General features: G+C 66.4%; 11 protein-coding genes. 8 read left to right on the top strand and 3 right to left on the bottom strand.

Translation table 11 applies throughout. From position 1 onward, the window contains the following. Positions 1-21 precede the first annotated feature (21 nt). On the bottom strand, positions 22-432 hold the full coding sequence (locus SLQ30_RS05070) for a hypothetical protein (RefSeq protein ID WP_319447649.1): 411 nt from the start codon (positions 430-432) through the stop codon (positions 22-24). A gap of 240 nt (positions 433-672) precedes the next feature. Between SLQ30_RS05070 and SLQ30_RS05065 the strand changes: the two genes are divergently transcribed. From SLQ30_RS05065 to SLQ30_RS05050, 4 genes are read left to right on the top strand one after another with little or no spacing between them, the layout of a single operon-like run. Next, entirely contained in the window at positions 673-1512 is an 840-nt protein-coding gene (locus SLQ30_RS05065) for an SH3-like domain-containing protein (RefSeq protein ID WP_319447650.1), read from the top strand. Between the two features lie 18 nt (positions 1513-1530). Next, positions 1531-2247, top strand: coding sequence for a thiocyanate hydrolase subunit gamma (gene scnC, locus SLQ30_RS05060; RefSeq protein WP_319447651.1), 717 nt, complete (start codon positions 1531-1533; stop codon positions 2245-2247). 1 nt (position 2248) lies between these two features. Beyond that, positions 2249-2584, top strand: coding sequence for a thiocyanate hydrolase (locus tag SLQ30_RS05055; RefSeq protein ID WP_319447652.1), 336 nt, complete (start codon positions 2249-2251; stop codon positions 2582-2584). A 33-nt stretch (positions 2585-2617) separates the two neighbouring features. Further along, on the top strand, positions 2618-3244 hold the full coding sequence (locus SLQ30_RS05050; protein ID WP_319447653.1) for a TetR family transcriptional regulator: 627 nt from the start codon (positions 2618-2620) through the stop codon (positions 3242-3244). 3 nt (positions 3245-3247) lie between these two features. Here SLQ30_RS05050 and SLQ30_RS05045 read toward each other — a convergent pair whose 3' ends face one another. Beyond that, positions 3248-4105, bottom strand: coding sequence for a cutinase family protein (locus tag SLQ30_RS05045; RefSeq protein ID WP_319447654.1), 858 nt, complete (start codon positions 4103-4105; stop codon positions 3248-3250). A gap of 81 nt (positions 4106-4186) precedes the next feature. Here SLQ30_RS05045 and SLQ30_RS05040 point away from each other — a divergent pair, with 81 nt between their 5' ends. Continuing rightward, on the top strand, positions 4187-6757 hold the full coding sequence (locus SLQ30_RS05040) for a DEAD/DEAH box helicase (protein ID WP_319447655.1): 2571 nt from the start codon (positions 4187-4189) through the stop codon (positions 6755-6757). A gap of 279 nt (positions 6758-7036) precedes the next feature. Next, on the top strand, positions 7037-8293 hold the full coding sequence (locus SLQ30_RS05035; protein ID WP_319447656.1) for an MFS transporter: 1257 nt from the start codon (positions 7037-7039) through the stop codon (positions 8291-8293). 3 nt (positions 8294-8296) lie between these two features. Here the strand turns inward: SLQ30_RS05035 and SLQ30_RS05030 are convergent, their stop codons facing one another. Then, positions 8297-9595, bottom strand: coding sequence for an aspartate aminotransferase family protein (locus SLQ30_RS05030; protein ID WP_319447657.1), 1299 nt, complete (start codon positions 9593-9595; stop codon positions 8297-8299). 93 nt (positions 9596-9688) lie between these two features. Between SLQ30_RS05030 and SLQ30_RS05025 the strand changes: the two genes are divergently transcribed. Further along, positions 9689-10309 carry a TetR/AcrR family transcriptional regulator gene (locus SLQ30_RS05025; protein ID WP_319447685.1) on the top strand — a complete coding sequence of 207 codons (621 nt, stop codon included), beginning with the start codon at positions 9689-9691 and terminating at the stop codon, positions 10307-10309. 95 nt (positions 10310-10404) lie between these two features. Further along, the gene (locus SLQ30_RS05020; protein ID WP_319447658.1) at positions 10405-12267 is read left to right on the top strand and encodes a S9 family peptidase; all 1863 of its coding nucleotides are present in this window, start codon (positions 10405-10407) and stop codon (positions 12265-12267) included. The last annotated feature ends 169 nt before the right edge of the window (positions 12268-12436 follow it).

The raw sequence follows: 12436 nt of genomic DNA, 5'->3' as shown, positions 1-12436 counted from the left end.
TCCTTCGGCCGCGGCGCTGAGCTACACGGACGCGTTGACGGGGCCGAGCAACTGGCAGATGGGTGCGGCGTTCGCCTGGCCGATCCAGGACGGACAGCCCCTTCCCCTTGCGGCATAGGTACCGGGGCGATAGGGCACGTAGACCTGCGCCGTATCGGTGCCACGGGATTGCGCGCATGTGCCACCCGTGTCGACGCCGAGCAGTTGTAGGCACGCAACGTTCAGCGACGGGCCTGCGGGCGGGACGACGCATACGTCTGGGGCGAGGGTGGCCGTGACCATGCTGGCCCCGTTGACCTGTACGACCTGGGGCGGCGACAGCGTGAAACCGCATGGCGGTGGCGGCTCGGCACCGGCGACACCCGCCACCGCACCGCCGGTGAAGGCCAGGACCAGCGCGACCGCCCAGGCAATCGAGAGCGCTCGGATCATGTCTGGATGGTAGTTCGCGAAGTTCACCACCGGCGGCGATCGAGCATCGCCGTCAATTTTCAGATGGCGGCAGGCGTATGAGTGGCACATGGCCAATGACGAATTCCGTTGTCCGCGAAACCTTGCCGACCATCCGTGCCGGTGTTAATCTACGACCGTTAGTGAGCTCATCCCGCAACCGGATGACGCGAGCGCTTGTGTCAGGTGCGGCATCTCCCAACGCGGCCAACTGGAGGCCCCATGAGCACTGCGTCCGATCGCGCCAGTCAGCTGGATCTGGTTGCCCGACTGAAGTCGGCGTATCCCGAACTCCCCGACGCCCCCACTCCGGACATGCTCGATCACGACCGCTTCGTCGCCTACATGAAGCCGGTGCACGACGTCGGTGGCGAGCCCGACGTGCCCATCAAGTACGAGAACAAGGACTACGAGTACTGGGAGCACATGACATATGTGCTGTCCGAAGTCCTGGCCTGGCGTGGCATCTGGCTGTCGGAGGAACGGCGCCGCATCGGCAACGTCGACGTGGGCAGGGCGATCTATCACGGCACCCCTTACTACGGACGTTGGTTGTGGGCTTGTGCGCGCGTGCTCGTCGCCAAGCACCACATCGGGCTGACGGAACTCACCGAGCGGATGGCCGAGGTCCAGGATCGGTACGCGGGCGGACTGACGGGTAAGGCCTTGAAAGCCGAACCCAAGTCCGAGGGGGACGGGGCCGGCGTCACGCGCAACGAACACGTCGTCCGCGCCGTGGGCAAGGGCGACCCTCAGGTCTACGCGGGCCAAGCCGGCAAGGCGAAGTTCAAGGTCGGTGACGCGGTCACGGTGCGCGAGCTGCCGGTGCTGTTCTACACCCGCACACCGGAATACGTGCGCGGCGCGACCGGCGAGATCGCAGCGGTCGCATACGAGAGCCCGGCCGCCGAGGACGAGACCTGGGATCGCCCTGGCGCAAAGCCGGAGTGGTTCTACGTCGTCAGCTTCAAACAGGCGGAGCTCTGGTACGGCTACAACGGCACCGCCACAGACACTTTGCGCACCGAAATCCCCGAGCACTGGCTCCAAGCCGCCAACTGACCTCACGAACGGAGCACCATGGCAGAGCACGACCACGACCACGACCACGACCACGACCGCACGGTCAAGCCGATGGTCGACGAGATCACCGACTACGAGGTCCTCGAGATCGCCTTGCGTGAATTGTGCATCGAGAAGGGCATCTTCACCGCCTCGGAGCATCGTCTGTTCACCGAGTTCGCCGAACAAATCGGACCGACACCGGCCGCCCGCCTGGTGGCGCGCGCGTGGCTCGATCCCGATTTCTCCGAACTCGCGCTGCGCGAACCGATGACGGCGAGCAAGGAGGTCGGCGTCGACTGGCTTGAGCCCACCGGTTTCGGTACGCCCAGCGACTTCACCGCATTTCAGATCCTGGCCGACACCCCGACCGTGCACAACGTGATCGTCTGCGCGTTGTGTTCGTGCTACCCGCGGCCCATTCTGGGCAACTCGCCAGAGTGGTATCGAACACCCAACTACCGCAGTCGTCTGGTCAGGTTCCCGCGGCAGGTGCTCTCCGAGTTCGGGCTGTACCTCGGCGACGATGTCGAAGTCCGGGTGCAGGATTCGAACCAGAAGCACCGATTCATGGTCATGCCGATGCGCCCGGAAGGTACCGACGACTGGACCGAGGAGCAGCTGATCGAGATCATCACCCGCGACTGCCTCATCGGTGTCGCGCTGCCCAAGGCCGGCGTCACGACCAACGTCATCGTCGATACCCGGCCTGCGCTGCACCCAAGCGGTGAATGACATGAAAAGTGATGCGCTACAAGAGATCGTCGCCCGTAACCAGGTGTGGCCGGTGATGGCAGCGAAGTATGGCGTCGAGAATCCCGTCCCGCCGTGGAAGACCAGCCTCGACGGACTCTGCGACGCGCTCGATCAGTCCGCGTGCGATGCCGATGTCCCGAATTTCAAGGAGCGGCGGGACGAAGAAGACGCGCTGACGGCGACCGTCTATTCCGACCTGCCCTATCCCGAGAGTCAGCTGATGTCGTTGGCGCATTCGTTGCTCGATCGCGGCGTCATCACTGAAGCCGAACTGCAACAACGTCTTTCCGCCGTGCGGGCGCGCCTCGAGCTCTGACGGCATCGTCACACCTTTGATTCTGATGACACGATGGCTCGGCCCAAGAACGCTTCTCTGACCACGGAGAAGGTGATCGATGCCGCGATCACGCTGATCGGCGAGCACGGGCTCGAGGCATTCAGCATGCCGAAGTTGGCGGCCAACCTGTCAGTGCGGGCTCCTTCGCTGTACCACTACTTCGCCGACAAGAACGCCCTCCTCACCGCGGTGGCCCGCTCCGTGGCAACACCCGCGGCGCCCACCACCATGCCTGCCGATGCGCACTGGACGGACTACTTGATCGCCCAGTCCGTGGCATTGCGCAGCAAGATCATCGCCCACCCACACTGTGCGCCACTACTGGTGCGATTCATGCCGCGCGACAACATGTTCGGCGAGTACGAACAGATGTGCCAGTTCCTTTCGGCCTCCGGAGTGCCCGCTCGACTGCACGTACGCATCGTGGACGGGCTGACTGCGCTCACCATCGGCGCAGCGATGCTCGGTGAGAACGCCGCGAACTACACCAACAGCGGCGACGGCCCCACCCCTGATCCCCATGATCACCCCGCGCTGCGGCGGGCGCTGGACACGATCGAAGGCGTCAGCTCCGACGAACTGTTCGCGACGTTCCTGCGGACATATCTCGACGGCATCCTGCGCGAAATCCAGAAGTAGCCGTCAGGCGCCGTAAGCGCTCAGTTCCGTCGCAGACGTCGGCGCCGAACTCGCGTAGGTGACGAGGTAGTACAACGGCGCGCCCCACGCGTGTCCACCGCTGGCCGCGGGTGCATACGACGTGTGGATCGCGATGGCGGCAGGCGACGGCGTGCCCGAATCCGCCTTGGCGTCGTAGTCACAGACCGGGTCGCCCACGTCGCAGACGCTCAAAGTGCGCGCGCCGATCTCCGGCGGCAGCTTCGCGGTGGGGGCCGACGCCAGGAACGAGTGCTCTTGAGCGACGCCCTTGCCGGGTAGTGCACTGGGCCCTGAAACCGTCGAACCCGACGCCGTCGACCCCATGTTGATCGTGTTGTCGACGGGCAGTCGGTCGCCGTCGGCGATGAGCAGGGCAGCGGCCACGTGCGGGTCGTCGGCCAGGTCGTGAAGGTTGCGGTGGATCACCATGGCGCCCTGCGAGTAGCCGGCAAGCACCACCTTGGTGTTCGGGCACCGCTGCGTGAACGTCTCGTACTGCTGGGCGGTGGCGTCGGTACCTGCCTTGACGCTGTCCATGAACCCCATCCAGCCGCCAAGCCCGCCCTCCACGGGTACCGGCGCTGCGGGGTATTGAACCGCCTCGGCGTCGATGGTGCGCCCGCTGGCCGCCAGGTCGGAGCGCAACTGCAGATAGGACTGGTAGACGACGCCGCCCATGCCACCGTTGGCGGTCAGGCCCGCTGCGTCGCGCTGACCCGATCCCGCAGCGCCGATCCAGTGAAAGTCGGCGCACTCCGGTGCGGCCGAGGCGGTACCGCTGGCGAATCCGGCCAGCGTCATGCCTACCGTCAGCACGGCCAGTCCAATACGACGAATCACGATGAGTTCCCTCCGACGGAAGGTTGATCGCCCGGTGCGCCGTCGGCGTTACCGCGCCCATCAGGCACGCTGTTGTTAACCATGACCGCCCTCGCCCTGCTCGACGACCCGAACGACCTCTCCGCCCTGCGTACCAGCGGCGCCGATCCCGACGAGCTGTTCGCCGCGTTCGCCGCATGGGCCGAGGCCGCAGGCACCGTGCTGTACCCGGCGCAGGAGGAGGCGCTGATCGAGTTGGTCAGCGGCGCGAACGTCATCCTCGCGACGCCGACGGGCTCCGGGAAGTCGCTGGTGGCGACGGGCGCGTTGTACGCGGCGCTGGCCGCGGGCAGGCGCAGTTACTACACCGCGCCGATCAAGGCCCTGGTCAGTGAGAAGTTCTTCGCGCTGTGCGACGTGTTCGGCGCGGTCAACGTCGGAATGCTGACCGGCGACGCGTCGGTCAACGCGGGGGCGCCCATCATCGCCTGCACCGCGGAGGTGCTGGCCAACATCGCGCTGCGCGAGGGTGCCGATGCTGATATCGGCTTCGTGGTGATGGACGAATTCCACTTCTACGGCGACCCCGACCGCGGCTGGGCCTGGCAGGTGCCGCTGCTCGAGTTGCCGAAGGCACAGTTCCTGCTGATGTCGGCGACGCTGGGCGACGTCACGTTCCTGCGCGAGGACCTCACCCGACGCACCGGCCGCATGACGGCCCTGGTGGCCAATGCCGAACGCCCGGTTCCGCTGCACTACTACTACGCGACGACGCCGATGCACGAGACGATCGGCGACCTGCTCGACACAAAGCAGGCGCCGATCTACGTCGTCCACTTCACTCAGGCCTCCGCGCTGGAGCGGGCGCAGGCGCTGATGAGCGTCAACGTCAGCACCAAGGAGGAGAAGGCCGCGATCGCCGACGCCATCGGAGGATTCCGCTTCACTTCGGCCTTCGGAACGACGCTGTCGCGACTCGTCCGACACGGGATCGGCGTGCACCACGCCGGGATGCTGCCCAAGTACAGACGGCTGGTGGAACAGCTGGCGCAGGCAGGCCTGCTCAAGGTCATCTGCGGCACCGACACCCTCGGCGTCGGCATCAACGTGCCGATCCGGACCGTCGTTTTCTCGGCGTTGTCGAAGTACGACGGCGTTCGCACCCGGATGTTGCAGGCCCGCGAGTTCCACCAGATCGCAGGCCGGGCCGGACGGGCCGGCTACGACACCGCGGGCACCGTCGTCGTACAGGCGCCCGACCACGAGGTGGAGAACCTCAAACAGTTCGCCAAGGTCGCCGACGATCCGAAGAAGCGCCGAAAGTTAGTGCGCCGCAAGGTCCCCGAGGGCATGGTCCCGTGGAGTGAGTCGACCATGACGCGGCTGATCGAGGCCGCCCCCGAGCCGTTGACGAGCAACATGCGGGTGTCGACGGCGATGATCCTCGACGTCGTCGACCGGCCTGGCGATCCGTTCGTGGCGATGCGCCGGCTGCTCACCGAAAACCACGAGCCGCGCAAGCGGCAACTTCAGCACATCCGCGAGGCGGTTGGCGTCGCCCGCTCGCTGCTCCAGGCCGGTGTTCTGGAGCGGCTTGAAGATTCCCATACGCCCGACGGCACGTTCATTTCCCGTCGCTCCGCTCGCCCCGTCCGCTACCGACTGACCGTCGACCTGCCGCCCGACTTCGCGCTCAACCAGCCACTGTCCACGTTCGCGCTCGCCGCGATCGACGTGCTCGACCCCGACTCGGAAAGCCATGCGCTGGACGTTGTTTCGGTCATCGAAGCCACACTTGAGGATCCCCGCCAGATCCTCGCCGCACAGCTGAAGAAAGCCAGGGGCGAAGCGATCGCCGCCATGAAGGCCGACGGCATCGAGTACGACCAGCGCATGGAGTTGTTGGACGACGTCACCTATCCCAAGCCGCTGGAGGAGCTACTCGGACACGTCTTCGACGTGTACCTGCAGGGCAATCCGTGGGCCGCCGACGGTGCGCTCTCGCCGAAGTCCATCGTGCGCGAGATGTGGGAGCGCGCATTCACCTTCCGTGAGTTCGTCAGCGTCTACGGCCTGACCCGCTCCGAGGGCGCCGTGTTGCGCTACCTGTCCGACGCCTTCAAGGCACTGCGGTCCGGAGTCCCGGCGGCCGCGCGCACCGAGGAGGTCACCGACGTCGTCGAGTGGCTCGGTGAGCTTGTCCGCCAAGTGGATTCGAGCCTACTCGACGAGTGGGAGCAGCTCACCAATCCCGAGGATTCTCCCCTCACGCCGGCCGCAGTACCGGCCCGCCCGCGCCCGCTGACCGGCAACGAGCGGGCGTTCACCGCCATGGTCCGCAACGCCTTGTTCCGGCGGGTCGAGTTGTTTGCGCGGCGGCGCTGGTATGACCTGGGCGAGCTGGACTCCGAGTCGGGGTGGACGTCGGAGCGCTGGGCCGAGCTTGGGGCCGCGTACTTCGCCGAACACGACGACGTGGGTACCGGCGCCGACGCCCGCGGCCCCGCGCTGTTGATCATCGACCGGCAGCCCGGCCAGTGGCAGGTGCGGCAGATCCTCGACGATCCGGCGGGCGACCACGACTGGGGCTTCGTCGTCGAAGTCGACCTGGAGGCGTCCGACGAGGAAGGCGCCGCGGTGCTACGGCTGGTGGACGCCGGACGATTGGACTAGGTGCTGCGGGCAGTCGTCGTACCAGCAGGACGGCCCCCGTCGGGCCTCGGGGCGACTGCCGATCTTGACCACGCGAAAGTACTTCTCGTGCCCGCAGGCACATGTTTCACCCGTGTATTCGTTGGACCTTGCCATTTCCGTCCTCCTCCAACCCGTGCCGCCAGCCGGGTAAACGAAATCGGCGGACTTCAACCCCTATTCGTCGCCGACGCCGCGGTGGTGCTGAATTGACAGGAAGCTGGCAGGTACTGACCGACCGTCGCGGGGCATGCCCCATCCGTGGCGACTACGGCGTTGACGTCAGACCAGCGCAACTCGTTCATGGCTGCCCAGCTGGGCTGGACGATGGATGCGTTCGACTACTTCATCGTGGTGCTGGTCTACGCGGACATCGCCAAGACGTTCGGCATCTCCACCACCGAGGTCGCGTTCCTCACCACCGCCACGTTGTTCATGCGGCCGGTAGGGGCGCTGTTGTTCGGCCTGTGGGCCGACCGGGTGGGCCGACGGATCCCGTTGATGGTCGACGTCGTCTTCTACTCCATCGTCGGTTTCCTCTGCGCCTTCGCGCCCAACTTCACGGTTCTGATCATCCTGCGCCTGCTGTACGGCATCGGCATGGGTGGCGAGTGGGGCCTCGGCGCGGCGCTGGCGATGGAGAAGATCCCCGTCGAACGGCGCGGGTTCTTCTCGGGTCTGCTGCAGGCGGGCTATTCGATGGGCTACCTGCTCGCCACGGTCGCGTCACTGGTGATCGTCGACTGGCTCGACCTGTCGTGGCGCTGGCTGTTCGGCCTCTCGATCATCCCGGCGTTGATCAGCCTGATCATCCGGTCCCGAGTGCGGGAGTCGGAGGTGTGGGAGGCCGCGCAGGACCGGATGCGGTTGACCCGCACCAGGATTCGCGACGTGATGGTCAATCCGGTCATCGTGCGGCGGTTCGTCTACCTGGTGGTCCTGATGACCGCCTTCAATTGGATGAGCCACGGCACGCAGGACGTCTATCCGACGTTCCTGCAGGCCACCCACAGCGGCGGGGCCGGGCTGTCGCCCGAGACGGCCAAGCTCATCGCGGTGATTTACAACGTTGGCGCCATCATCGGCGGACTGACGTTCGGTACCTTGTCGCAGCGCTTCGGCAGGCGCTACGTGATCGTCTTCTGCGCCGTGCTGGGGCTGCCCATCGTGCCGCTGTTCGCGCTGTCGCATACGGCGGCGATGCTGTGTTTGGGCGCATTCCTGATGCAGGTTGCGGTGCAGGGCGCGTGGGGCGTCATCCCCGCGCACCTGACCGAGATGTCGCCCGACGCGATTCGCGGCTTCTATCCAGGCGTGACCTACCAGTTGGGCAACCTGCTGGCCGCCTTCAACCTCCCGATCCAGGAGCACCTGGCGGCCACCCACTCGTATCCGTTCGCGCTGGTGGCCACCGTCGTGCCCGTGCTCATCGCCGTCGCAGTGCTCACGCTGGTCGGCAGGGACGCCACCGGGTTGCGGTTCGGCACCGACGAGAGCGCGTACAGCGTGGCCCGTTGAACTTCACCGGAGCTCGGCAGCGAGCGCATCGTCGAGGATGTCGAGCCCGGCAGCCAGTTCGGCGTCGCTGACGGTCAATGGAGGCGCGATGCGGAAGATGCCTCCCATCCCGGGCAGCTGGACGATGTTCATGTGCAGACCGCGCTCGAGGCAGGCCGCTGTGACGCTGGCGCCCAGCTTGTCCGCAGGCTCCTTGGTGGTCTTGTCGAGCACCAACTCGAGGCCCTGCAGCAGGCCACGCCCGCGGACGTCGCCGACCTGTTCGTACCGATCCCGAAAGTCGTTCAGCCGCTCCGTGAGTCGTCGACCGAGCTGCTCGGCCCTTGCGACGAGGTGCTCGCGGTCGACGACCGCGAGCACCGTCAGCGCGACGGCGGCCGCTAGCGGATCCGACACGTGGGTGGTGAAGAACAGGAATCCTCGTTCGTAGCAGACGCTTTCGATTTCCTCGCTGGTGACGACGGCGGCGACCGGGAGCCCCGCGCCAAGCGTCTTCGACAGCGTGAGCAGATCCGGCACGATCCCGTCCCGCTCGAAGGCGTACATGGTTCCGGTGCGACCGACTCCGGTCTGCGCCTCGTCGGCGATCAGCAGCATCTCCCGCTCGGCGCAGAGGTCCGCCAGCCGGCGCATGTACCCAGGAGGGGGTTCGATGATGCCGCCCGACGACAGGATCGGCTCGACGAGACACGCTGCCAGGCTCCCGCTGGATTGCGCGTCCACCATCGCGAACCCGTAGTCCAATTCGGATGCCCAGTCGTAGGTTCCGTCGGAGTTACGGAACGGCGACCGGTAGGCATTCGGAGTCGGCAACGCCAGGTTCCCCGGCATCGGTGGCCCGTAACCCCGCCGTCCGGCGCTGAAGGTCGCCGACGACGCACCCGAGGTCATCCCGTGCCACGACCGATCGAACGACACGACCTCGTACTTGCCCGTGTACAACTTGGCCATCTTGATTGCGGCCTCGTTCGACTCCGCGCCGGTGGTGAGCAGCAGCACCTTGCTCAGTTCCGGTGGCAAGGTCGCCGACAGCACCCTCGCAAGCTCGACAACGGGTGCGCTGAGCATCCCGCTGTAGAGGTGGTCGAGAGTCGCCACCGCCGTCGAGACCGTGGAAACGACGTCGGGATGCGAATGCCCGAGTACGGAGCTCATCTGTCCGGACGTGAAGTCCAGGATCGCCACACCGTCCTCGTCGTACACGTAACTTCCCCTGGCCCGCTTGATGATTCGGGGTACGAAGGATGACCCGTACCGCACCACGTGCCGGTCCGCGTCCCGCCAGAACTGATCAGTGTCCACGAGGTGTTCCTACCATCCGGGCGGCCCGGCCCGCTTGACGCACCTTGTCACTTAGTGACATAGTGGAGGCGCGACTGTCACTAAGTGACAGGGATCGAAGGGTGGCCATTCATCGACGCGCAACGGCTGGCGGTGTCCAGACTCGCCTGCGAGCTCTTCTGGGCGCACGGGGTGTCCGGCACCAGCGGTGACGACATCGCCGCTGCCGCAGGGCTTTCCACGCGCACGATCTGGCGGTACTTCCGGACCAAGGAGAGCTGCGTGGAACCGGTGCTCACCCAGTCGGTGCACCGATTCCTCGCCATCGTGGACCGCTGGCCGGACGAGCTTGCCCTCGCCGAGCACCTCGCCGTCGACGTCGTCGCACATCCCCTGACGCAACAGGACATCGACGACGAGGTGGCGGCGATGCGGATCGCGACGATGACCACCTCGGAGCCCGCGCTCCGCACGGCGTACCTGATGGTTCACGACGAGTTGGAACGGGGGCTGATTCCGGTCGTCGCCAAGCGGCTACGGCTGACCGAGGACGACCTGGTGGTCCGACTCTCCGCTGCCGCCGTCACCGGCGCGTTTCGCGTCGTCGACGAGGACGTCAGCCGGGCGATCGTCGTGGACCACCGCGACGTCACCCCTGACGAGGCACTGGCACTCATCGACCGGGCGATCCGAGACGCCACCAACGGTCGACTCGGGGGGGCCGTCACTCCCTAACCCGAAGACCAAAAGTCAATACCGCCAACCGTTTACGCCCAGGCTCTGCCTCGGGCGGGGGACGAACTCGTCCCATCGACCCCGATAGGAACCTCATGCCACGACCCGACTCGATCACCGTGGAAGACCTGTTCGACTCGCCCGTCCGGGCAGGCGCGACGATCTCCCCCGACGGCACCCGGCTCGCATATCTGGCCCCGTGGAAGGACCGGCTCAACATCTGGGTGCAAGGGGTTGACTCGGACGCCGAACCGCGGTGCGTCACCGCCGACGACAACCGCAGCGTGTACATCTACCAGTGGACCGACGATTCCCGGTGGCTCCTGTACCTGCAGGACGGAAACGGCGACGAGAACTGGCACATCTACCGAGTCGATCCCGACGCCCCCGACGCAGCTGCCGTCGACCTCACCCCGTTCCCCGGGGCGAAGGCGTTCTTCGAGCTGGCCCCCGGCCGGCCCGGCAAGGCCATCGTCCAGCTCAACACGCGGCGGCCCGACCAGATGGACGTGTACGAACTCGATATCGAGACAGGCGAACTCAGCCTGCTCGCCGAGAACCCCGGTCAGGTGGTCAGCTGGCTGTCCGGCCGCGGGGGCGAGCTCTTCGCGATGTCGCTGACAGGCGACGGCGACGTGGAACTGTCGAGATGGGACGCGGCGACGCGCACGTTGCGTCCGATCGCCACCTACGACGGCATCGACTACCCGTTGGGCATCCATCCGATCGTGGTCACCCCCGACGGCACAGGCCTGTGGCTCGGCTCCAACCGTGGGACCGACCGGACTCGCCTGGTCCGGCTCGACGTGGCCACCGGCGTCGAGACCGTGGTCGACAGCCACCCCACGTTCGAACTCGGCGGGCAGCTCGGACTGCCGTCCCCGCTCATCCTCAGCACCCGCACCGGAGATCTGCTCGGCGTGCGCTATCACGCTGAGCGACAGGTGATCCAGGCACTCGACGCGAACTTCGCCGCGGTGCTCGAGCACCTGACGACGCTGTCCGACGGCGATCTCGCCGGGCTGTCCTCTGACGACAGTCAACAGCGCTGGGTCGCCAGCTTCACCCACGATCGCGAACCCGGATTCACCTACTACTACGACCACTCCACCGGTGAGAGCCGACTGCTCTTCCGCCCCTACCCGCACCTCGACCCCGAAGCGCTCGCGCCGATGCAGCCGGTCACGATCGCCGCGCGCGACGGGCTCGAACTGCACTCGTACCTGACGTTGCCGGTCGGAGTCGAGCCGGCAGGGCTGCCGTTGGTGCTACTCGTGCACGGTGGCCCGTGGGCACGGGACAGATGGGGCTTTCAGCCCGACGTACAGCTGCTCGCCAATCGCGGATATGCGGTGCTGCAGGTCAACTTCCGCGGATCGACCGGATACGGCAAGGCCTTCGTGAAGGCGGCCATCGGCGAGTTCGCGGGCAAGATGCACGACGACCTCGTCGACGCCGTGGGCTGGGCCGTCGCCCAGGGCTACGCGGACCCCGACCGGGTGGCGATCTTCGGCGGCTCGTACGGCGGCTACGCGGCGCTGGTCGGCGTCACCTTCACACCCGACCTCTTCGCCGCCGCCATCGACTACGTCGGTATCTCGAGCCTTGCCAACTTCATGCGCACGCTCCCTGCGATCGCAAGGCCGCACCTGGCCAACAATTGGCACCTCTTCGTCGGCGACCCCGCCGACCCGGAACAGGAGGCCGACATGTTGGCCCGGTCGCCGATCACGAAGGTCGACGAGATCCGCACGCCACTGTTGGTCATCCAGGGGGCCAACGACTCTCGCGTCGTTCAGGCCGAGTCCGACAATCTCGTCGAGGCGCTGCGGGCGCGTGGCGTCGAGGTCGAGTACATGGTCAAGAACGACGAGGGGCACGGATTCGTCAACCCCGACAACCTCATTGACATGTACCGGGTCGTCGAACGCTTCCTCGCCGCGCACCTGGGCAGCTGAGGCAACCGGTCAGGCCGGGTCGACCTGCACCGGCCGCGACGCCGCGATGAGATGGACCATCACGTCCTATTTGTGAACCGCTTCGGGAGCTCGCGGGTCCGGGAGCCCAGCGAGGCGGGAGCGATAGCCGCTGCTGAGCGCCATGTTTCCAGCGTGTATCGAGTACCTC

This window comes from Mycobacterium sp. RTGN4, assembly GCF_033804635.1.
Taxonomy (GTDB): domain Bacteria; phylum Actinomycetota; class Actinomycetes; order Mycobacteriales; family Mycobacteriaceae; genus Mycobacterium.
This window is presented reverse-complemented; position numbering and strand designations above follow the sequence as displayed.